Source organism: Paenibacillus sp. PK4536, from assembly GCF_028594455.2.
Taxonomy (GTDB): Bacteria; Bacillota; Bacilli; order Paenibacillales; family Paenibacillaceae; genus Saccharibacillus; species Saccharibacillus nuruki.
The window spans coordinates 2,118,519-2,140,834 of the sequence record NZ_CP126313.1 but is presented as its reverse complement, the minus strand read 5'-3'; the positions used below and the strand labels follow the sequence as shown (position 1 = coordinate 2,140,834).

20 protein-coding genes are annotated in these 22,316 nt (G+C 40.8%); 4 read left to right on the top strand and 16 right to left on the bottom strand.

From position 1 onward, the window contains the following. The first annotated feature begins 110 nt into the window (after positions 1-110). Positions 111-1,292 (top strand): MFS transporter, encoded by a 1,182-nt coding sequence (locus PO903_RS09755; protein WP_273593281.1) that lies wholly within the window; start codon positions 111-113, stop codon positions 1,290-1,292. A 237-nt stretch (positions 1,293-1,529) separates the two neighbouring features. Here the strand turns inward: PO903_RS09755 and PO903_RS09750 are convergent, their stop codons facing one another. Further along, on the bottom strand, positions 1,530-2,177 hold the full coding sequence (locus PO903_RS09750; RefSeq protein ID WP_241669262.1) for a hypothetical protein: 648 nt from the start codon (positions 2,175-2,177) through the stop codon (positions 1,530-1,532). A gap of 161 nt (positions 2,178-2,338) precedes the next feature. Between PO903_RS09750 and PO903_RS09745 the strand changes: the two genes are divergently transcribed. After that, positions 2,339-3,265: a dipeptidase gene (locus PO903_RS09745; protein ID WP_273593280.1), complete on the top strand. Its 927-nt coding sequence runs from the start codon at positions 2,339-2,341 to the stop codon at positions 3,263-3,265. A 139-nt stretch (positions 3,266-3,404) separates the two neighbouring features. Here PO903_RS09745 and PO903_RS09740 read toward each other — a convergent pair whose 3' ends face one another. From PO903_RS09740 to PO903_RS09720, 5 genes are all read right to left on the bottom strand, one after another. Next, positions 3,405-4,403 (bottom strand): Gfo/Idh/MocA family protein, encoded by a 999-nt coding sequence (locus PO903_RS09740; RefSeq protein WP_069326761.1) that lies wholly within the window; start codon positions 4,401-4,403, stop codon positions 3,405-3,407. A 327-nt stretch (positions 4,404-4,730) separates the two neighbouring features. Continuing rightward, positions 4,731-6,239: an alpha-glucosidase/alpha-galactosidase gene (locus PO903_RS09735; protein ID WP_069326762.1), complete on the bottom strand. Its 1,509-nt coding sequence runs from the start codon at positions 6,237-6,239 to the stop codon at positions 4,731-4,733. Between the two features lie 169 nt (positions 6,240-6,408). Continuing rightward, positions 6,409-7,299 carry a helix-turn-helix domain-containing protein gene (locus tag PO903_RS09730; RefSeq protein WP_273594640.1) on the bottom strand — a complete coding sequence of 297 codons (891 nt, stop codon included), beginning with the start codon at positions 7,297-7,299 and terminating at the stop codon, positions 6,409-6,411. A gap of 157 nt (positions 7,300-7,456) precedes the next feature. Beyond that, positions 7,457-8,863, bottom strand: a complete 1,407-nt coding sequence (locus PO903_RS09725; RefSeq protein ID WP_273593279.1) for an NAD-dependent malic enzyme — start codon at positions 8,861-8,863, stop codon at positions 7,457-7,459. A 137-nt stretch (positions 8,864-9,000) separates the two neighbouring features. Next, entirely contained in the window at positions 9,001-9,867 is an 867-nt protein-coding gene (locus PO903_RS09720) for a LysR family transcriptional regulator (RefSeq protein ID WP_273593278.1), read from the bottom strand. A gap of 163 nt (positions 9,868-10,030) precedes the next feature. Here PO903_RS09720 and PO903_RS09715 point away from each other — a divergent pair, with 163 nt between their 5' ends. Continuing rightward, entirely contained in the window at positions 10,031-10,960 is a 930-nt protein-coding gene (locus PO903_RS09715; RefSeq protein WP_273593277.1) for a DMT family transporter, read from the top strand. 46 nt (positions 10,961-11,006) lie between these two features. Here PO903_RS09715 and PO903_RS09710 read toward each other — a convergent pair whose 3' ends face one another. The 6 genes from PO903_RS09710 to nirB all read right to left on the bottom strand — a co-directional run bounded on the left by PO903_RS09710 (position 11,007) and on the right by nirB (position 18,298). Further along, entirely contained in the window at positions 11,007-11,870 is an 864-nt protein-coding gene (locus PO903_RS09710) for a MetQ/NlpA family ABC transporter substrate-binding protein (protein ID WP_273593276.1), read from the bottom strand. Between the two features lie 45 nt (positions 11,871-11,915). Further along, positions 11,916-12,596, bottom strand: coding sequence for a methionine ABC transporter permease (locus tag PO903_RS09705; protein ID WP_069326767.1), 681 nt, complete (start codon positions 12,594-12,596; stop codon positions 11,916-11,918). Beyond that, on the bottom strand, positions 12,596-13,351 hold the full coding sequence (locus PO903_RS09700) for a methionine ABC transporter ATP-binding protein (protein ID WP_273593275.1): 756 nt from the start codon (positions 13,349-13,351) through the stop codon (positions 12,596-12,598). Before PO903_RS09700 ends, PO903_RS09705 begins: the two co-directional genes overlap by 1 nt. A gap of 279 nt (positions 13,352-13,630) precedes the next feature. After that, entirely contained in the window at positions 13,631-15,313 is a 1,683-nt protein-coding gene (locus tag PO903_RS09695) for an alpha-keto acid decarboxylase family protein (protein WP_069326769.1), read from the bottom strand. A 228-nt stretch (positions 15,314-15,541) separates the two neighbouring features. Next, positions 15,542-15,862, bottom strand: a complete 321-nt coding sequence (nirD, locus tag PO903_RS09690; RefSeq protein ID WP_137221303.1) for a nitrite reductase small subunit NirD — start codon at positions 15,860-15,862, stop codon at positions 15,542-15,544. A 15-nt stretch (positions 15,863-15,877) separates the two neighbouring features. Next, positions 15,878-18,298 (bottom strand): nitrite reductase large subunit NirB, encoded by a 2,421-nt coding sequence (nirB, locus tag PO903_RS09685; RefSeq protein WP_273593274.1) that lies wholly within the window; start codon positions 18,296-18,298, stop codon positions 15,878-15,880. 336 nt (positions 18,299-18,634) lie between these two features. Between nirB and PO903_RS09680 the strand changes: the two genes are divergently transcribed. Beyond that, positions 18,635-19,669, top strand: a complete 1,035-nt coding sequence (locus PO903_RS09680) for a cupin domain-containing protein (RefSeq protein ID WP_273593273.1) — start codon at positions 18,635-18,637, stop codon at positions 19,667-19,669. A 400-nt stretch (positions 19,670-20,069) separates the two neighbouring features. Here PO903_RS09680 and PO903_RS09675 read toward each other — a convergent pair whose 3' ends face one another. The 4 genes from PO903_RS09675 to PO903_RS09660 form a co-directional block, all read right to left on the bottom strand. Then, entirely contained in the window at positions 20,070-20,531 is a 462-nt protein-coding gene (locus PO903_RS09675) for a 2-thiouracil desulfurase family protein (protein WP_137221307.1), read from the bottom strand. 39 nt (positions 20,532-20,570) lie between these two features. Then, positions 20,571-21,203 carry an SLOG family protein gene (locus PO903_RS09670; RefSeq protein ID WP_069326774.1) on the bottom strand — a complete coding sequence of 211 codons (633 nt, stop codon included), beginning with the start codon at positions 21,201-21,203 and terminating at the stop codon, positions 20,571-20,573. A 228-nt stretch (positions 21,204-21,431) separates the two neighbouring features. Continuing rightward, positions 21,432-21,647: a hypothetical protein gene (locus tag PO903_RS09665; RefSeq protein ID WP_069326775.1), complete on the bottom strand. Its 216-nt coding sequence runs from the start codon at positions 21,645-21,647 to the stop codon at positions 21,432-21,434. A gap of 55 nt (positions 21,648-21,702) precedes the next feature. Next, on the bottom strand, positions 21,703-22,278 hold the full coding sequence (locus PO903_RS09660) for a histidine phosphatase family protein (protein ID WP_137221311.1): 576 nt from the start codon (positions 22,276-22,278) through the stop codon (positions 21,703-21,705). Positions 22,279-22,316 lie beyond the last annotated feature (38 nt).

Sequence of the window (22,316 nt, the reverse complement as noted above, 5' to 3'; positions counted from 1 at the left end):
TAATAGTCTTGTACTATCATAATAATAGAAACAATAGTATGGTACAATTGTTATTCTTTTCTTATACTATACATAATTCATCAAATGATCTATAGAAAAGGAGCCTTAATATGCGTATACGATATTTAACGATGCTTTTACTATTAGCGGCACTGAACTTACGTCCTGCTATTACGTCGATTTCTCCTGTATTGGAAAATATACGGGCTGACCTTCATATTCAAGGTGTGACTGCTAGTCTATTGGTAACACTGCCGGTATTATGTATGGGACTGTTTGCTCCACTAGCGTTATCATGGAGTCAACGTTGGGGATTAGAAAAAGTAATTACGTTCTCTCTTCTATTAATCGGTGGTGCAACTTTACTACGTGTATTCGCTGATTCGACACTCATCTTAATGAGCAGTGCTTTACTTGCAGGCATAGGAATCGGATTGATTGGCCCGTTGTTATCTGGATTCATCAAGCAGTATTTTCCCAAGCCAGCGGCGATGGTCAGTGTATATTCCGTTGCTCTCGTGATCGGAGCGGCATTAGCAGCAGGTCTAGCTGTGCCTTTGCAACAAGGTTTAGGATCATGGCAGTATTCGTTAGCGTTCTGGGCGTTATTGGCACTGGTTGCCGGATTTAGCTGGTTACGATTGGCTCGATCTCCTCAGACTGTAACCACGACAACTGCGGTCTCTTTACCTTTACGTCAGAAAAAAGCATGGCTATTAACCGTCTTTTTCGGATTGATGGCAGCGATCTTCTATTCGTTAACCACATGGTTATCGCCTATGATGGCACATGCAGGATACAGTAAAATTGAAGCCGGTTATATGATGACTTTATTTACACTGATCCAGATTCCGATAAGTTTCTTAATCCCGATCGGGGTGAGCAAGTTCGGCAAACGGGCATGGTGGCTTGTTGGATGTAGTGTTATGGAAATGATCGGGCTACTGACGTTGCGTTTACCTGTATCTCCATGGTTAGCGATTGCGATTCTAGGTATAGGTGCAGGTGGATTATTCCCATTAGCTCTAATGCTACCGATTCAAGAAGCGAACAATGCAGGTGAAGCCAACGCATGGTCAGCGATGACACAAAGTGGCGGTTATACATTAGGAGCGATTGGTCCATTGATTGTTGGGTTATTATTCGATTATTCTGGAAACTTTGTCACTGCGCAATGGGGACTGGGTGTTATGATCGTGCTAATGGTCATTGTACAATGTTGGATTGGGAATGGCGCCAAAGCTGTCACTCAGCAGAAACCTCTCATCCCTGCGACTGAACAAAGTTCTTAACCCATCTTTATCCTTGCTATACTGCGGTTGTCAACCAGTAGCTTTATGTTAGGAACAGCATGCTTTACTTTATATCAGAACTATTTGCACGTTTTATAATGAACTTATTTCTTATGGATCTACACATAAAGGCTTCCTGCTCATCAGTTATATGATGATACAAGGAAGCCTTTTAGGTATGATTTGAATGTAACAATTATCGTGTAGATTACTGCTGTACAGAAAGTGGCTGAAGATTTATCCTCTATAGAAACTTCCTACAATCTTCAAGTGCTTGGAGCGCATAATGCGAAAAGGATAAATATAACCGTGATTACCTAACTTTAATGGACGTGGCCAGACATTGATACCGGATGTGAAAAGATACGCTTGATAAATAAATTTGGAACAGTAGCTCCGTTCGATCTGATCGAGATTCGTATTCAGGCGATACGCTTGCACTTGCTGATAATGCTCTTGCGCCCATAATGCGGCTGCTTGTCCTGCTTCTGCTGATTGAGGACGAAACACAATAAATCGATCTTGATCATAAAATCGCTTTACATACCATTCGACTGAATCTGAAAATACCGGTCCATACGGATGCACATGATACACTTTACCATCTTCGCCCAGTATGCCCATATGCCCGGCATAGTAAGTGGATTCAGAACTCGGTGTATACAAAATATCGCCTGCTTGTAGTGGCAATTGTCTAATTTGGGAAACAGGTAGATCGGCTTGTTGTTGACGGGTAGCTGTCCATTTGCGCGGTTGTTCTACGATCACACGATGGATCGCTCCTACAACCGCCAGATATACTTGTGCCCACTGGATTTTTTGGAACCACGATTTGGAAGCTGTATTTATTTTGTTAAGCTGTAATTTAGCATGTAAATTAATCAAAAGATTCCCACCTTTATCTCAAAGTTGCAGTCATCACTATCTATTGTATATACGTATGATTTGGCATTTGGTATCACATGAATCTATTTTGCAAATTCTTCAATCTACTATATGCTTGAAAGACCACGAAAGTAAAATTTGACCACCAAAGGATGTTAATAATGAATATTATCGATTTACATTGTGATGTGTTATATAAATTTGGAGAAGCTAAAGGGAAATTGAATTTTGCCGATTCGCCTGAGCTGGATACCAATCTAGAACGCCTTCTAACAGGTAAAGTGAAAGTACAGGGATTCGCTGTATTTGTAGAACCTGATCTGAAAGACCCTGAGAAATTCCAATCATGCCTCGATCAGATTCATTATTTCTATACCGAAGTGTTGGAAAAAAATCCACAGATGGTACATATTACGAAGTGGTCACAGATTGAGCAGTTGCAAGCACATCAGATCGGTGCTTTTCTTACGTTGGAAGGTGTCGATCCTATCGGTAATGATCTGCACAAAATGAATATTTTGTATCGACTGGGTATTCTATCGGTAGGGTTAACATGGAATTACGCCAATCTAGCGGCGGATGGTGCGTTAGAAGAACGAGGAGCGGGATTAACTGCTTTCGGAAGAGAGCTAATCTATTTTAATAATAAATATAAGATTCTCTCAGATGTCAGTCATCTCTGTGAACGTGCTTTCTGGGATGTGATCGAGATTGCCGATTACCCAATCGCTAGTCACTCGAATGCCAGTCAGATTTTCCAAAATCCACGTAATCTTAAAAACGATCAAGCTCAAGCTTTATTTGCTAAAAATGCAATGGTTCATGTAGTGTATTGTCCTTACTTTGTCAGCGACCATGAAACGGTAACGATCCCTGAACTGATCAAGCATATCGACCACTTCTGCTCATTAGGCGGAGAAAAGTTGATCGGACTGGGTTCGGACTTTGACGGGATTATGTATCATATTCAAGGATTAGAGCATGCCGGGCAAAGCCAGAATCTAATTAACGAGCTGTTGAAGCATTATAGTGAAGAGCAAGTACACGGATTTGCTTATCAAAATTTTATGAATTATGTATTGAGATAAAGAACCAATAAATACTTTATATACTAAAAAAACTCACCAGATTGCTATGATCGCAATGGTGAGTTTTTTGTCTATCTATTTAATTACTATATTAGATCATGTCATTCAAAAAGTACTCGTGTGGATATTCAATACGTTATTAATCTTCAAAAGAATACTTTAATCCCCATTGTCCACGGACTTGATCCAGTAGACGCATAATGTCTAATGATTCTTCCAGTGAAATGACTTCACTTTCCAGTTCTCCTGCTTGAATCAGGCGACCGACTTCTTCGGCTTCAAACGCATATCCTTCACTTGGACGATCGTCTTCGAATTTCTCGACTTCTTGATCGCTCACATGTAGAGAAGCTTCGCGGCTGAATAAGAATTGTGGAATATGAATATAACCTTCAGTTCCATGGATATAGGCTTCATTCGGTAAATCTACACGAATCGCACCATTGAGTGTTGCTGAGCGTCCGCCTTCATAAGCAAGCAAGATCGAGAACTGCTCATCGACTCCTGTCTCACCGATACTTGCTGTACTGTACACCTTCTCAGGCTTCGCGCCAAAGATCATCGAAGCGAAAGATACAGGATAGATCCCTGCATCTAGCAATGCGCCTCCACCTAATTCTGGATTTAACAGGCGGTGTTCAGGGTCCCAACCCATACGGAAACCAAATTCCGCTTTGACCAAGCGAACTTCACCGATCTTGCCATCGCGAATCCATTCACGCACACGACGAATCGGTGGTAAAAAGCGTGTCCACATGGCCTCCATCAAGAATAATTTTTTCTCACGAGCGACAGCGATCATCGCTTCCAGTTCAGCCGCATTCATGGTAAATGGTTTTTCGCATAATACATGTTTCCCTGCATTCAAAGCATCAATAACATTAATCTTATGTAAAGGATGCGGAGTCCCTACATAGATCACATCTACGTCAGGATCTTGCAATAATTTGTCATAACTATCATAAGCTTTGGGAATATTATATTTACCTGCAAATTCGTCAGCGCTTTCTTGATTACGTGAACCCACAGCATAAGCGATACCATTGGATGTGTGTCCCAGATCAGCGACAAATTTGTTAGAAATCATTCCTGTACCAATAATTCCCCACTTCAACTTACCTTCGTTCGATATAGACATGCGTTTATTCCTCCTATCAGTTGATGTTGCATAGTGCAGTATTTCGTTATTCTAATACTTCCCCAATAATGGGTTAGATTAAGCGTACAAGTTCATATTTGCGAAGTATAGCAGTATTCTGATCTTTTATAACAGATATTTGTTGTCACATAGATCATTCACCTATCAAAACTTAGAAAGTACATACCCATAGCATGGATAAAAGAAAAGGTGAAAAGACAGCAACAGCCTGCTTTTTCACCTTTGAAGGGTATATGATCTATTTCCGCAATAGAATAAGGATGAGATTTATTCTTATATAGATAGTCAATGTTGCTATTTTTTTACCTATTCTTGCTGAACCTTTTCTCGATCTTTACCTTTATCAGACTCGCCTGCATTTTTGTTAGCTGCATCCCGATCTTCTTGCATCTCAGCTACACTTTTCACTTTTAGACGGGCAGCTCCTGCATACTCCTGAGTCGGAATAAGGTTGCCCGAAGCAAGACGTTCTTTAGCAGCGACAATCGCATCTGTATATTGAGGTAACCATTCTTCGCCAGCAACTAGCATTTCATCGACCATTTGCCAGATTTCTTTGGGATTACAGACAGCCCCGACCAACGGGTCCATCATAAAGGCTTGACGAAGAAGGAAATCATCGCCCGTGATCGCCGCTTCTACAGCTAAACGTTGCACCGAAATACTCACATTACATACAGCAGCAGGACCGAGCGGTAGATCACCTACATGTGGCATTGAGATCCCGTTACGGTCGACATAACCCGGTGCTTCAATAATCGCATCATTCGGTAGATTAGAGATTACCCCATTATTCACCACATTAAAATGCCCCCGATAGACACGTCCTGTCTCCAACCCTTCGATAATGTAGGAACCGTGCTCTTCCCCACGCTTTTCAGGTACAAATCGCATAGGCTCGTCTTTCATCCAATTCGGAAAATCTGTTTCAAACCAATTGCGTCCTTCTGTACATACCCGTAGATATCCACCGGTCTCACCATTGATCCAGTTGTTAAGATCGATCCATTCGCCGATTTCTTGTGGACGCTTGCGATACCATGGCACATATTCACTCAGATGACCATTCGACTCTGTACTGTAATAACCGAAGCGGCGCATCATATCGATCCGTACTTTTTCAGTACGACTGTATTCTTCGTGATTTTCAAAAGCGTCTAATAAACCTGCTGTTAAGTCTTTGCCTTCATGAGACGCTTGGATATACCATGTCTGATGATTGATACCTGCGCACACGATATCGACATCTTTCTTTTCCAGACCATAGACTTCTGCAATCTGGTGATGTCCATGCTGTACACCATGACATAGACCGATCGTATTCACGCCACCGTAGACATTGCAAGCCCATGTCATCATCGCCATTGGATTCGAATAATTGAGCAATAATACATCTGGAGAAGATACTTCACGAATATCTTTGCAAATGTTTAACATTTCAGCAATTCCACGTTGTCCATACATAATGCCACCTGCACATAACGTGTCGCCTACACATTGATCGACTCCGTATTTCAAAGGAATATCGACATCGGTTGCAAAAGCTTCGAGTCCACCTACACGAATCGTACACAATACATACTTGGCATCTTGCAAGGCAGCTCGTCGATCAGTTGTGGCTTGAATCTGAATCGACAGTCCATTTTCTGTAATATCCCGCTGACATAACTGAGTCACCATATCGAGATTATGTTGACTGATATCGGTAAACGCAATCTCTATATGACGGAACTCTGGCACTGTGAGCAGATCACGCAACAATCCACGGGTAAATCCTATACTTCCTGCTCCAACAAAAGCTACTTTAAAAGACATATTATATCCTCCATTCTAAAATACGCTCTATTCGCGTCTGGTGATCAAAAGATTTTATATGCTTTTATTGTAGCGTGGTTAGACAAGGAAGCGTTACCAAGATCGTGACTACTTTGATGATTAGTTGTCTAATATCCTAACCTAAGCGCTTGGCAGTTAAAGCGCGATCTTACTCTTCTACATACTGTCGGTCATAACGAAACACATTTCCACGATATTCCGCAGGGGTCTGTCCAGTATGCTTTTTAAATAACAAATGGAAGTATTGCCGACTACTCACACCGATATAATCAGCAATCTCTTGAATCGGAATATCCGTCTGCCCTAGAAGCATCACTGCCTTTTCCATGCGTAAACGGGTTAAATAATCGGTCGGTGTGGTGTTCATATGTTTTTTGAAAATCCGATGGAGGTAGCCGGGATGTACATTGACGGCTGATGCGATATGTTCCACCCGAATCGGACGATCATAATTCTGATGAATATACTGAATACTACGCTTCACATACCATTCGGTCTGAGAAGTACTATGAATCTGGGTATCTTGCCAGAGTCTTGCGATCCGCACCAATAACTGAATAAATAGCAAATCAGCCATCGTACCTGTGCGGTGCTGTTGATCCAGCTCTAACACCAATGATTTCAGTACATAATAGACTTCTTCAGGATCAGAAAGCACAAAATAATGCTGCGGTTGAGATAACAGCTCAGCTAATGCTTCTTCTTCGCTTGCCATTTGAAATAATGAAGGAAGTTGCAACGACGATGGAGCAAAGCCAAATTCAACATTCAGCATACGGCAAGGCGATGATCCTTCAACAATCAAGCAATGAGGGACATTCGCATCGATCATAATAAACTGACCTTTTTTCAACTGCACTTGAACAGGAGCAGACCCATTAGATGCTTGAGCATCTTGCTGAATCTGTAGTTCGATCAGACAATGTCCAGAGATCATATACATAATCTCAGTCGATGGATGTTGGTGGTAAGCCATACTATAATCCTGCCATTGCTTATAATAATAGGCATAAAATTCAGGACGATACTGCTCTGCCATCAACTGTTGACCGAACAAACTTCCTGTTCCTTGTGCAGAAGAGCCTGCATCACGATAAGATTGAATCGGCTGAACTACAGCACTTGCAAAAGCTCGTTCTGACTTGTGCTCCATCGGTTGCATCATTTTCTTCCCTCCTACCCTAAGCAGAGATATCTTAACGGAATTCTGGTGGTGTACGGCGTGCTACACCGGTACGTATAGCTGCTTCTACAACACCTCGACGAACATACTCGACTACTTTTTCATTAAATACACCCGGAATAATGTAGAGTTCATTCAGCTCGTCTTCTTTAACTACTGAAGCGATAGCTTTAGCCGCCGCTACTTTCATTTCTTCATTAATGACTCGTGCACGACAATCCAGTGCCCCACGGAAAATACCCGGGAAACATAATACATTATTGATCTGGTTCGGATAATCACTTCGTCCTGTCGCTAGCACACGAACATGAGGTTCAGCCAGTTCAGGTTCAATCTCAGGATTCGGATTCGCCATCGCAAATACAATCCGATCTTCTGCCATCGTTTTAATATGTTCAACTGTTAGTAGACCCGGGCGAGATACACCGATAAATACATCTGCTCCTTGAATAACTTCAGTCAGTCCTCCACGTTCTTGATGAGGATTCGTATGTTCTGCGATCCAGTTCCACATATCATGTGGATATTCTTCGCCTTTGACCAAAGCGCCACATTGATCGACTGCAATCACATTATGTGCTCCTGCTGATAGTAGCATTTTGATACAAGCTGATCCTGCTGCGCCTACACCTAGTAGTACGATTTTGGCACTTTCAAGCGGTTTGTCGACGATCCGTAGAGCATTTAATAGCCCTGCAAGCACCACCACAGCTGTACCATGTTGATCATCATGGAAAACAGGAATATCCAGTTCTTCTGTTAAACGGCGTTCGATTTCAAAACAACGAGGTGAAGCAATATCTTCCAAGTTGATTCCTCCAAATGAAGGAGCCATCCATTTAATCGCATTAATAATTTCTTCGGTATCTTTGGTATCCAAGCAGATCGGAAAAGCATCGACTCCGCCTAACTGTTTGAACAACATCGCTTTACCTTCCATCACAGGCATTGCCGCTTCTGGCCCAATATCGCCAAGACCCAATACAGCTGTACCATCAGATACCACTGCAATCATATTCCGTTTGATCGTTAGTGAGAATGCTTTTTGCTTATCTTCATGGATTGCCATACATACTTTGGCAACACCCGGTGTATAGACATGGGATAAATCTTCACGGTTTTTAACAGGGAATTTCGGTTGTACTTCTATCTTACCGCCTAGATGGGCAAGGAATGTACGGTCAGAGACGTTAACTACTTTGACCCCGCTCAGTTCTCCAACCGATTTGAGAATACTTTCTCTTACTGTCTCGGGTAGATTCACTGTTAAATCTCGAGTTGTACTTTCAGGGCTAGCATGAATAACGTCAATCGCAACAACGTCTCCACCGGCATCACTAATCGCAGCAGCCACTTCACCAAATGTAACTTGTTTTTTATCCATTTCCAGACGAATGATCATACTTGTTCCGAGCGCCATAAGGATACCTCCTAATAATGTGGGTAAGATGATTTTTCACTATTCATTCTTTTTTAGATAACGCTTACATTATAAAGTTCGGACTTATTATAGCATAGTTTACAGGTAAAAAACTTCCAGTTTCTATAGCCCCTTATTCAGCTATGAGAAGTGCGTATATACTCCAAAAATCGTTTGGTAGCCGGTGATGCTTTTTTCAGTGAATGCACAGCTAATCCTAATGAACGATAGCTTGGATATTCCAGTTCGAGCATTTTGACGTTATGATCTCTTCCTTGTAATACAAGCTCTGGTAAAATGCTGATCCCTAGACTATTTTCGACCATCGCGATAATCGCATAATCATCTCCGACTGAAAATTTGATATCTGGTGTAATCGCAAATCGTGACAACAATCGTCTCACATCATAATCTGATCCTTCGCGTGGCATAATAAATGATTCAGTGGCAATACGTTCTAACGGAAAGCGATCCAGATGACTGAGCGGATGATCCAGCGGCACTATCGCTAACATCCGATCTTTTTTCAAAGGAATCACTTCGAATGAAGCTTGGCTAGGAATCGTAATAAATCCACAATCGATCTGTCCATTCGAGATCCAATCTTCAATCTCCTGATAATCGCCTTCGACTAATTTGAAATGGATATTCGGGTATTCTTGCTGAAAATACTTAATCATTGCAGGTAGCCAGTGTACCGATACACTTGTAAATGTACCGATTCGGATCGTTCCTGATTCCAATCCATTAATCGATGTTATCGTCTGCTTCAACTGTTCGTTCCAGTTCATAATCTCTGTGATGGGCTGAACTACCTGTTCTCCATTTACTGTTAATCGTACACCTGAACGATCTCGTAATAATAAAGGAAAGCCAAATTCAGTCTCCAAACTATGTATAATATGGCTTACTCCTGATTGAGTAAATCCCAGTGCTTCAGCCGCTTTGGTTAGACTGCCTAGCTCCACGACTTTTAACAGCACTTCGAATTTGTGAATACTCATGCGTGCGCCTTCTTCCCTTATGATCCGCTCTCTCGATGATCTCAAATAGCCATTAGTTTTACTCATGTGATTCATGACAAACATTCAGTGTACTTGAGAATATAATATTACTATACTGAATTTGGAACATTTTGTTAATACGTTATTTTAAAGGTGGGACATCGTGAAGCAGTCTAGAGCAGACTTGTTAATTTTAATGGTGACGTTATGCTGGGGATCCTCGTATTTATTTATGAAAATGGGGCTAGGGTCGCTATCTGAATATAATCTGATTGCGCTTCGCTTCGGGTTGGCATTTATATTAACAGGTATTTTATTTTTTAATCATTTACGCCGGATCGATTGGACAACACTTGGTTATAGTGCACTGATCGGACTTGCGTTATTCGCTGTGTTTGTGTTTATTATGTTCGGACTCAAAACAACCACCACTTCAAATGCTGGATTTCTTGTCAGCCTAACCGTTATTTTTGTACCGCTTATTCATTTTGTCGTATTTAAAAAGAAACTGCGTATGACTCAAACACTAGGGGTATTGTTAGCTATCGTAGGTATCGGGCTTCTGACATTAAGTGGCCCGCTGGGTATTCACTCTGGTGATCTGTTGTGCATTTTGGCATCAATCTGTTATGCCGTGTATATTTTACTCACCAGTGCAGCAGCCAAAATCGTTCGTAGTACACTGAATCTAGGGATATGTCAGCTTGGATTTGCTGGATTGTATGGATTGATCTTCTCCTTCATATTCGAGTCGCCCCATCTTCCGTATACCCTTAATGGTTGGATCGCTGTGTTGGCTTTGAGTGTGGTATGTAGTGCTTTTGGATTTATTATTCAGCCTGTTGCGCAGAAGTATACTACACCGACACGTACAGGATTGATCTTCTGTATGGAGCCTGTATTCGCCGCTTTGTTCGCGTTTCTATTTGAGCATGAAGTTCTATCGCTTCAAGGTTATATCGGTGCAGGGATAGTTCTACTGGGTGTCGTCGTATCTGAATGGAAATGGAAACCGCGCTGGACTCGCAATCAGCAACATCAAAAAGTTCAACCGCTAGATATCCAACAAAAAGAACCTGCACACCTCCCATAAAGGGTTGTATCAGGTTCTTTTTTTATGCTATTTTATTGTATTTCATTTAAAAAGCAGGTACAGCGATATCTGCATATTTATCTTGTAAAAATTGCTTCACTTCAGGGCCTGCCATCCGTGCTTTTAACTTCTGGATCGCTTCTGAATCTTTGTTATCTTCACGAGCGACTAGATTAATCGCAAATGTAGAATCTTCTTTTTCTGTAACCAGTGCATCTTTGACAGGTGTCAGATTCAATGGTTTCGCATACGCAGGCGTCATTGCGACAAGATCAGCTTCATCATACATACGTGCTAACATCAATAGATCGACTTCTTTAAATTCGAAGTTTTTGGGATTGGATGTAATATCGGCTTGAATCGCATTCATACCTACACCGTCTTTCAGTGTAATCATTCCTGCTTGTGCAAACATTTGTAAGGAACGACCGATATTGGAAGGATCATTTGCAATTGCAATCGTTGCTCCTTCAGGTAAAGCATTGATATCTTTATACTTTTTAGAGTAAGCACCATAGATAGCATTGTAGATCGGTTGAATAGCAACTAGATTTGCACCTTTACTTTCATTGTATTGCTTCATATAAGGGGCATGTTGGAAAAAATTCGCGTCTACTTCTTTATTTGCTAATGCATCATTGGGCTGAATATTATCAGATAATACGATCACATCTAGATTAATACCATCTTTTTTGAGTAAAGGTTTAACCACATCCAAAATTTCAGTCATTGGTGGAATCAATGTAGCAATTTTGAGTGTAGTTTCTGTAGATGCACCTTCTGTTGCTATAGCTGGATCATTAGATGTTGTTGTCGTTGTGTCTTGCTTCTGACCACATGCTGCTAATAAAAGCATCATAGCGAACATCAAGATCATAATAGATTTGCGAGTTGTTAAAATATTGTTCATTGTTAAAGTTAGCCTCCATTAAAATATAATATTTCAAACCATTATCTAGCGTTTATCAAGCACTCTAGCGACCGTACTACCGATCAATTGTACCGCTTGTACCAAAATAATCATCAAAATGATCATATACACCATTACATCGGTCTCAAATCGCTGATAACCGTATCGAATTGCAAAATCGCCAATTCCACCACCACCTACGATGCCAACAACGGTTGAATATGAAATAAAGCTAATCGTTGATGTGGTTAATCCAAGTACCAATCCAGATCGAGCTTCGACATATAAAAATTTGAAAATAATCTGCCATTTGGATGCTCCCATCGCTTGCGCAGATTCAACCACACCCCGGGGCACATCCAATAATGATTGTTCGACTAACCGTGAATAATAAGCAATTGCGATAATCGATAACGGTACCGAAGCCGCTTCGGTTCCTATCGCTGTGCCAACCACCAGACGTGTAAATGGAATCAGAAATACAACCAGTAACAAAAATGGAAAAGAGCGAATCACATTAACCAGTGTATTGAGCACAGCTGCCACATACGTATTCTCGTATAACTGACCTTTTTTGCATAAATAAAGCATGGTTCCAAGAGGCAATCCCACTATAATAGCTGCTAATAGTGAAATACCGACCATCGAGAACGTTTCACCTATGGCTGACCAAATCTGCGATTGATACAGATCAAGCATTTCGCTAAACGTACGATCTTGATCCATTATTCACCCTCCTTATAGCCAAGCAATTGCTCGCGATAAGACAAGGTATATGCAGGCGATGCTGTAAATCCATCTTGCGCTCGTGAAAAGCTTTCGGTGATCTTTCCTTGTTCCATCACAGATACGGTATCGCATAGACTACGCACCACATCCATCTCATGCGTGACAATCACAATGGTAACTCCTAATTGTTGATTAATCTGACGCAATACATCTAGAATACCGGCAGTGGTCTTAGGATCAAGCGCAGAGGTAGGTTCATCACATAATAACACTTGAGGATGGTTAGCGATTGCTCTAGCAATACCGACACGCTGTTTCTGTCCACCGCTGAGCTGTGCTGGATAATCATTGCCTTTATCCAGTAAGCCTACGAGCTCAAGACATTCTAGCACTCGTTGTTGCCGCTCAGACTTGGGTACTCCAGCCAATTCAAGCGGGATTTCAATATTTTTGCGAACTGTGCGATTATGAACCAGATTAAATTGCTGAAACACCATTCCAATCTGTTGTCTGGCTAAGCGAAGTTGATGATCTGATAATCCGGTTAAACGCTTACCATTTACAATGACTACACCTTGATCGGGACGTTCTAGAATATTCATCATCCGTAGTAATGTAGATTTACCTGCTCCACTACTGCCAATAATGCCATGAATCATACCCCGCTCAATATGCAGACTGACATCTTGCACAGCTGCATTCGTATTCCCCATCTTGCCAAAATATTTGCTCACGCTTTCCAGCGAAATCATTCCAGTTCCCTCCTCATCTCATAGCCGGTCTGATGAGAAACTTTTTATTTAATGTGTAATACAAATCTAGTGAAGCTGTTATACTCTATACTTCTGCTATATTATAAGGAATGTTATATGCTGTGTCACTACTTTTATTTATATCATCACTAAATATTCATTTGTTATGCTGTTCTGCTTTATTTAGACAAAAAAACATCTTCTCTATACGCAGAGAAGATGTTGATATATCGATTCATCTGATTGTATCACTTAAGCTATCTTTTATGAGTTTGGATGTTATTGTTGCTGTTCTTGTTTTTGCAAAAACTCACGTGTTTTGCGTAGATACTTCGGTGCATCCATCGGATCATCAATCATCATTTCGATCAAGCATAGCTTTTGATTTTGCTGTTGTTCAGCTTCTTGAATCGCTTGATCTAATTCTTGATTAGTATGCACTTGCATTGTATACGCATCTCCACCGAAGGCTTCGATTAATTTGGTATACTGCCATCTCGGAATATCGTTATACACTTGCTTATCAATATCTACTTTTACATTCAGATACTTTTCAATCGTATAACCTTTATTATTAAGAACGAAAATAATCGGTTTGCATCCTTGTTCTAACATAGAGCTGATCTCTTGCACAGTTAATTGTAAAGATCCATCTCCTGTAAATAACAGCACACGACGATCAGGAGCCGCTATACATGCACCAAAAGCAGCCGGTGTGGCATATCCGATACTTTGCCAGCCCGCTTGCCCGATATATGTTGCACCTTCAGGCAATTGAAGCTGAGAAATACCATATGTGAATGTACCCGTCTCTGCAATCACAATATCATTTGCTGCTAATAATTGTTGAAAACGTGGATAGTAATTGCCTGCGTGTAAAGGTTGGTCTTTTTCAGCAGATAATAGCTTCTCCGTATCATATGGGAATTCAGTTACTACAATCTCTGCCTGACTTCTCCAATCCAATTGAGCTAGCGCTTCTAACATGTCTTTGGCAAGAATATTAGGATAAACAGATTCACCAATTTTGACATGATCCGGTTGGATATTAATCACTTTTTGAAAATCTAATTCAGCTGTAAAATTGGCTGTATTCAGGTCAGACCAGATCAAGCCTGCCGCAATCACAAAGTCTGCATTTTCGACTGTATGACGTACTTCCTCACTACCAAAAGTCCCTCCGTACATTCCGATATAATGCGGATGACGTTCATCAAATCCACTTTTACCCATCATCATCGAAGCCGCTGGAATATTCAGATTCTCAGCCACTTGTTGAACAGGCATTTGTAGATCGTAACGAAGAACAGGATTATCTGATAAAAGAGCCCCGTTATTCGAGGATTGAATTAACTGATCTGCATGCTTCACTGCCGCTTGCAACGAATTGGAATGAGTAGATACTTGTAACGACGGTTCAATATGAGTCGTAATCGATTCTAATACCTGATCCAGAGCAAGCACTAGATAAACAGGCTTTTTAGTTGTCTTGGCAATATGAATCGCCTGTGGAATCTCTATCATTGCATTTTCTGGCGTTACGACTGCACTATAAGCTGTAATAGGCTCATACGCTTGACGGAACACATCATAATTTCCATCGAGTAAGCTATGATGCATCAACTGATGATCTTGCTGTGCTTGAGACTTGGGAGCACCTACAATATGAATAATCGGTACACTTTCACTATAAGCGCCTGCAATCGCATTACATGCGCTCATTTCTCCAACACCAAATGTCGTGATTAAAGCAGATAGCCCTTTGATTCGGGCATAACTATCTGCCGCATATCCAGCATTCAGCTCATTGCGTCCGGTTATAAATTCAATACCTTCGTATTCTTCTAACGTATCTAATAAAGTGAAATTATAATCACCAGGTATCCCAAAAACTTCAGTCAGTCCTTCACGCTTGAGACAATCGAGTAGATATTGACCTAACGTAATATTTGTTACAGACATTATTTTTTCCTCCTGTGTATTGCTAATGGTTAAGCTTTGTTATCGTTGTATTCTTGCCATAGTCCCTGTCTTGCTTTAAAGACATTACCCTATTTCAGAAGAATTATTGCCATTTTTTGATATTTTCTTTAACTGATCTTTAGTTTCGTAAGTATAATCAACACAAAAAAAGCGGTCTTCTAATAGATAGAGACCACTTTTTGTTGGATTATTTTGTTGAAAATCAGATTAGAGTTGTACCCATACTACGTCTGCTTCTAGTTTGGTTGGAAACACAGTCACCTGTCCTTCATCCGGTGCTTGCACAAGACCTGTTCGCAAATCAATCTGCCAATCGTATAGCGGATCATATAAGATATGCCCGGATACAATCCCTTCTGCAATAGGGCCACCTTTAGGATGAGGGCTTTTATTTTCTAATGCAAAGACTTCTTCATTGGAGGTACGGAAAATAGCCAATTCTATCTCTTTCAATTGCACCACACGTCCAATCTGTGGCAAAAATTGATCGATGGATCCGATCGGATAAAATGTTTGAGTATCATTCATTATGCTTTTTCTCCTTTAGACTTCCATTTTATGAAAAAGAGCTTCACGAGTTGGTGTATCGTTAATCACTTTTTGCCAAGGATCTTCGACTTGTGCCAGTGCAAGATCGACCCGTTCAATCAATTGTTGACGATTTTCTACATTGGTCACTACTGCTTCATAAATAGTTGGTAGCCCGATACGTTCTACCCATTCCGATGTTCTTTCCAAGTATTTACCTGTTTCGCGGTAGTATTGAATAATCGCTCCACAAAGATCAATCAGTTCTTGATCGGTTTTCACTTTGCATAACGAATCGGCTAGACGGGCTTTGATCCCTCCGTTGCCTCCGATAAAGATTTCCCAGCCGCCATCGTTACCAACGATTCCGATATCTTTAGTACACGATTCTGCACAGTTACGAGGACAACCGTTGACTGCCATTTTGAATTTGGCAGGGAAATCTAAGCGTTCAAAGCGACGTTCCAGATCAGCACCCATCCCCATCGAATCCTGTGTACCAAAACGGCAATATTGAGCACCTACACATGTTTTGACTGTTCGTAACGATTTGGCATACGCATAACCGGAAGGCATATCTAATTCTTCCCAGACTTTTGGCAAATCTTCTTTCACTACACCGATCAAGTCGATCCGTTGTCCACCCGTCATTTTTACTGCTTGTACATTATATTTGACGGATACATCAGCGATCCGTTTTAATTCTTCCGGTGTAGTTACCCCACCATACATCCGTGGAACAACAGTATACGTACCGTCTTTTTGAATATTAGCATTCATTCGTTCATTGACAAATCGGGATGATTTCTCATCTTGGTATTGTGCTGGATCAAGCATACCTAGATAATAGTTGATCGCTGGACGGCATTTCGAACAACCTTCAGGTTGCTTCCACTCTAGTACGTTCATTACTTCTTTAATGGTTTTAAGTCCTTTTTCTTTGATTCCAGCAACTACTTCATCACGACTAAGTGGTGTACAGCTACACATGCCCTGACTGGCTCCAATCGTGGCTCCGTCACCCAGTACATATTGCAAAATTTGTTCAACAACAGGCTTACATCCACCACATGAACGGCTTGCTCCGGTACATGCTTTGATCTCATCGACTGTTGTTAATCCTTTTTCTTGAATAGCACTGACAATATCAAGCTTGGTGACACCGTTACAACCACAAACAATCTCACTATCTGCCATCGTATCGACAGACGATTTCTTTTTGCTATGATCGCATCCGCCTGTACCCATCAATTCGGCATATAATTCATCGGTCATCGGTGCACCATCACGAATCAACTTTTGCAATGGAGCGGCATCCGTAATATCTCCAAAAAGAACAGCACCGACAATCGTTTGATCTTCTAAAATGATTTTTTTATACGTGCGTTTCCAATCATCACGCGCTGTAATCACTGATTGGTGTTCATTTTCAATAAATACGCCTGCTGAAAATACATCTACACCGGAAATTTTGAGTTTGGTCGAGACCACTGAACCTTCATACGGCTGAGTATCAATCTCGCATATATGTTTCGCCAAAATCATTCCTTGTTCAAACAGTGGAGCAACCAATCCATAACAACTTTCTCTATGTTGTACACATTCACCTACAGCGTAGATGTTATCTACAGAAGTCTGCAAATAGTCATTCACAATAATGCCTCGACCGGTCTCGATGTTGCTTTCTTTGGCGACTGCAATATTAGGCTTAATTCCTGCCGCCATAACGACGAATTGAGCAGGCAATGTCGTACCGTCTTTGAATACCAATTGCTCTACTCGTTCTCCACCTAGTAGTTCAACTGTCTGTGCACCCATCAAGAATTTGATACCTTGACGTTCTAATTCTTTACGTAACATCGATGCGGCTACAGAATCCAATTGACGCTCCATCAGATCATCCATTAAGTGGACGACTGTGACATCCATTCCTAGACTCACTAATCCTTTAGCGGCTTCTAGTCCTAACAATCCTCCACCAATAACAGCGGCTTGTGGATAATGGGCAGCAGCATCGATCATTTGATGGCAATCGGCGATATCACGGAAACCAACAACTCCTTGTTTGTCATGACCCGGTATCGGTAAAATAAACGATTGCGATCCTGTGGCGATAATCACTTTGTCGTATGGAACCATCATTCCATTATCCGTATGAATTATTTGTTGCCCGGCATCAATACGTGTCACGGTTGTACCTGTATGCAGTGTGATTTGATTTTGCTCATACCATTCATGACTATTCAAAATAATATCGTCTATTGTCTGCGTACCTTCCAAAACATAAGACAACATAATCCGGTTATAGTTCGGATGTGGCTCACTGCCAAATACCGTAATATCGTATTGTCCACCTAATTTAATAATTTGTTCTAACGTTGCGACCCCCGCCATACCATTACCTATTAGAACCAGTCGTTCTCTTGTTGCTGTCATATCAAAATCCCCCTTTTTTGATGTGAATCTATATGCGATTTGTTCCATGAGTATGTTATATATAAAACAATCTTTAATATCTAAAATTTATTGGTTTATATTCAGTATATCCATCTTACTTTCTATATGTAGTGATCTAAATCACAAGCTTTTCGAAATATAAAGACACAAAATAACCCTTTTTATCAAATTGGTCATTAGAATGTATCCATTTTGCAAGGGAAACCGTCTATTCGACACGATAGATGGGCTTATAGTGCCGTGTGCAAAAAAAGAAGCTATGACAAAATACAAATTAGCTTAGAAGATTAATCATAAAAGCAATGGAGGGTTATAATGACCAAAACATTTAAATACAGGCTTGAACAACAAACAGCCTATGAACATAGTGGTGGCCAAATGCGTGAGGTGTCTGTCGCAGACTTTCCTGTATCCACAGCGATGACCGGTGTATCGTTACGACTGGCTCCGGGAACATTAAGAGAATTACACTGGCATACCAATGCTTCTGAATGGGGTTATGTCGTTAGTGGAAGTTGTCGCACAACGATTCTACATCCTGATGGAACAACGTACATAGATAACTTTAATAGTGGAGATGTATGGTATTTTCCCAAAGGCTACGGTCATTCGATTCAAGGCATGGGACCGGATGAATGCCATATTATTCAGATTATGAATAACGGTTCGTTTACCGAAAAACATACCTTTAGTATTACCGACTTTATCGCCCAGACTCCGATCGAATTAGTCGCTCAGAATCTAGGTATTTCGATTGAAGATGCACAACGTTTGCCGAAAAAAGAATCTTATTTTGCTTACGGGCAGATACCGGATGATTCTACTTTGGGTGCTACAGCACGCAGTGCTACAGGGCTTACCAGTATGCATCGCTATCCACTGATGGCTCAAGATCCCAAGCGTGTTCCCGGCGGAGGCACAGAACGGGTTGCTTCTGCGCGCCTATTCCCGATTTCTACCAATATGACAGGAGCGATTATTGAGATTCAGCCGGGTGCACTACGAGAAATGCACTGGCATCCAAATACAGACGAATGGCAATATTATATAAGTGGTACAGCACGTATGGCTGTTTTTTTGGGTCAAGGAGAATTGATTGAAGATCAGTTTGAAGCTGGAGATGTGGGTTATGTTCCAGAAGGAGCAGGGCATTACATTTATAACAATGGAACTGAAGTGTGTCGTATCTTAGTAGGCTTTAACCACGGGCAACATGAGACGATTGATCTGACCAAATGGATCTCCAGTACACCAAACGATGTTCTAGCGACTAATCTAGAAATCAACCGTGAACAAGTGAGTCAATTGCCTCAACGTCACTGGTTTATCGCTCCTGCTGCTTTGCAGTAAACCGTTTAATATCGCATTTTATACCTACATCTACATCTACATCTACATCTACATCTACATCTACACATGATGCTATTTGAGAATGTGGATACTTATACAGTTTGTAGAAATAAGATTATTGATACTATTTATTGATATATACTGAACCTGAATATCATGCTAATGATAATTTTAGTTTGTCCCAAAGAGTGACTGCACTTATCCTATTTCTATAAAAAAGATCATGCAAATACACCATTATCTACATTAAGATATCCAAGTACGTACGGTACCTGGCGTAGAGTGTATCGCATGATCTTTTTTTATATGGATTTGTATATGGAAAGGAACATGATTGTTCGTTATTGATAAAATTATCGCTCTCTAGTATTACTCTATTAAAATAAGAAGGCAGTGACTCCTATTGTTCTAGCAAAAAATCACAGGTATGTTCATCGACAACTTGAATATGATTTTGCCGAAAAAGAGCGGCTGTTAAGCCAGAGCCAATGATCTTATTTCCGCTAAATGTACCATCATAGACCATCTGACTTCCGCAAGAAGGGCTGTTGGCTTTTAGTACTGCTACTGTAATCTTTGCTTGTTGCGCTTGTTCCAAAGCGACCAAAGCTCCTGCTTTGAATGATTCGGTGACATCTTCACCCGATACAGTCATCACTTTGGCTGTTCCAGACCAGACATCTTCGGCTGTTCCGCCTACAATTTCTGCCGGTTCGCGTGGTGTAGTCAGACCTCCTAACACTTCCGGGCAAAAAGCGATCGCTTTACCTTGCTGAATCAGTTGATCTAAAGGTTGCACTAAATTGCTTCTACCATCATACCTACAGGCTATTCCTGTCAGGCAGGCACTGATGCCAATCATGCTCCACTCCTCCTTTTTACCTACTTTTTTCCAAATCGATCAAATCTCTTCAAAAGGATCGTGATTAGGATGGGTTCCATCGATCATTTCAGTCGAAGATTCTGCAAACGATTCTTCTAATTGCTGATCGAGTTGCTGTTCATCAGCAATACTTTGAATATCTTCCGAGCTAATACTGATATAGATATAACCATCTGCTTGTTGCTTTTTCAACGCTTTTTCTTTAAAAAATCGAGGGCTTCCTTCGCCTCCGTCTTCATCATAAACTAGTAAAATACCGTCTGTTTTGCGAAATAACAAATCATCCCGAGCTGTAAATTGCCAGATTCCTTGATAGGGCTGCTTACTAACTAGACCGTAATAGTCGACACCTTTACAAATCTCTTCATAATATGTCTTTTTATCTTCACTCCATTTTTCTTCAGGATTCGCAAAAGCAGAAAGAATGGATAGTCGTAACTGAGGATATTGTTCTTTCAGCGCAATCACCACTTCACAAGCCCAGAGATCAACGCCATACTGCCCGGGCGTAATCACCCACTCTAATCCTTCTTCGATCAGTGGTATTAATTTGCTTCGTAGTGCCTGCTGAATAAAGGGAATCCCTTCATGCTTTTGCCCAAAAATATTCAATTCATGTGCACGATAACCGGTCACCAATAAATTCTTCATGCCTTGCTGTCCTCCGCTTCTGTTCATGCTCTTATTCCATCATAACATGAAGCGAAATAAAGCAAAAATCGATCGGTATGGAATACGAAGAATAGTCAATTTTGATACATGATAAAAAAATAAACCTACTCAGTATCAACACTGAATAGGTTTACTTCATAAGATTCGATTATTTTCTGTATACCATTATCTTTTATTGCATGTGGTCACACTGATATTACAAAGTGCTTAGGTTCCCATTTTCTTACGTTGATTATTTACTTTTTTGGTCATCTGGCTTTTCATCTTTTTACCGCCGCCATCAAATCCATTATTAGAGCCTTTACCTTGTTGGTTTGCTTGCTTTTTCATTGCTAGCAAACGTTTAGCCGCTTCAGCCTGGCTGACTTTTTGTGCTTGCTTGGATTCTTCTGTTACTTCATTGTGTTCTTGTTCTGTACTCATTGTGTTCACCTCAATTTCATCATAGCATAAGGGATGGTTCAACTCCACGAATACTTTATCTTCTTAAGCTATTTATACCTTTAAAGGATTGCCATATACGTTCCATATGAAGCAACTGATATTCATCATCAAATACCAATTGATACACATCTGGATTAGACAAAGCTTGCCAGTGTTCAAATTGAATCTGATCATTATAATATTTGAGTAAAAGCGATATTAAATTGCCATGCGAGACCACTGCAATCTGCTTGGCATCTGTACGTATAGCTTTATCAAGCACAGCGATCCCTCGATCCATCGCTTGCCGACTCGATTCTCCACCGGCATAACATAGATCCAAATCGTCAAATGTTAACTTTAACTTCTCCAACCAATCGGGTAGATTGTCCTGAGATAAGACTCGTTCTTGCAAATTGATATCGGTATGAATTGATAATGATTTTTTAACAGCAAGCGGTTCGATCGTGCGATAAGCCCTTTCATAAGGACTAGATACAATATAATCGATCGGAATATCATTGAAACAATCAGCTAACTGGAGTGACTGTTTTTGCCCGAGTGTAGTTAAGCGTGCATCAGGTGCTTGTCCTTCTGCCTGACAATGACGAATAAGAAAAATATGCTTCATCGGTCACGTCTCCTTGATCTTGCTTCATCTGTGCGATC

Excerpts from the sequence above, each read along its gene's own strand:
- PO903_RS09700 (WP_273593275.1), bottom strand. The coding sequence starts at position 13,351 with ATGATTTCGCTGGAAAGCGTGAGCAAATATTTTGGCAAGATGGGGAAT.
- PO903_RS09675 (WP_137221307.1), bottom strand. The coding sequence starts at position 20,531 with ATGATTGGCATCAGTGCCTGCCTGACAGGAATAGCCTGTAGGTATGAT.
- PO903_RS09695 (WP_069326769.1), bottom strand. The coding sequence starts at position 15,313 with ATGTCTGTAACAAATATTACGTTAGGTCAATATCTACTCGATTGTCTC.
- PO903_RS09705 (WP_069326767.1), bottom strand. The coding sequence starts at position 12,596 with ATGGATCAAGATCGTACGTTTAGCGAAATGCTTGATCTGTATCAATCG.
- nirB (WP_273593274.1), bottom strand. The coding sequence starts at position 18,298 with ATGACAGCAACAAGAGAACGACTGGTTCTAATAGGTAATGGTATGGCG.
- PO903_RS09680 (WP_273593273.1), top strand. The coding sequence starts at position 18,635 with ATGACCAAAACATTTAAATACAGGCTTGAACAACAAACAGCCTATGAA.
- PO903_RS09745 (WP_273593280.1), top strand. The coding sequence starts at position 2,339 with ATGAATATTATCGATTTACATTGTGATGTGTTATATAAATTTGGAGAA.
- PO903_RS09725 (WP_273593279.1), bottom strand. The coding sequence starts at position 8,863 with ATGGCGCTCGGAACAAGTATGATCATTCGTCTGGAAATGGATAAAAAA.
- PO903_RS09665 (WP_069326775.1), bottom strand. The coding sequence starts at position 21,647 with ATGAGTACAGAACAAGAACACAATGAAGTAACAGAAGAATCCAAGCAA.
- nirD (WP_137221303.1), bottom strand. The coding sequence starts at position 15,862 with ATGAATGATACTCAAACATTTTATCCGATCGGATCCATCGATCAATTT.
- PO903_RS09710 (WP_273593276.1), bottom strand. The coding sequence starts at position 11,870 with ATGAACAATATTTTAACAACTCGCAAATCTATTATGATCTTGATGTTC.
- PO903_RS09755 (WP_273593281.1), top strand. The coding sequence starts at position 111 with ATGCGTATACGATATTTAACGATGCTTTTACTATTAGCGGCACTGAAC.
- PO903_RS09735 (WP_069326762.1), bottom strand. The coding sequence starts at position 6,239 with ATGTCTTTTAAAGTAGCTTTTGTTGGAGCAGGAAGTATAGGATTTACC.
- PO903_RS09730 (WP_273594640.1), bottom strand. The coding sequence starts at position 7,299 with ATGGCAGAGCAGTATCGTCCTGAATTTTATGCCTATTATTATAAGCAA.
- PO903_RS09740 (WP_069326761.1), bottom strand. The coding sequence starts at position 4,403 with ATGTCTATATCGAACGAAGGTAAGTTGAAGTGGGGAATTATTGGTACA.
- PO903_RS09670 (WP_069326774.1), bottom strand. The coding sequence starts at position 21,203 with ATGAAGAATTTATTGGTGACCGGTTATCGTGCACATGAATTGAATATT.
- PO903_RS09660 (WP_137221311.1), bottom strand. The coding sequence starts at position 22,278 with ATGAAGCATATTTTTCTTATTCGTCATTGTCAGGCAGAAGGACAAGCA.
- PO903_RS09720 (WP_273593278.1), bottom strand. The coding sequence starts at position 9,867 with ATGAGTATTCACAAATTCGAAGTGCTGTTAAAAGTCGTGGAGCTAGGC.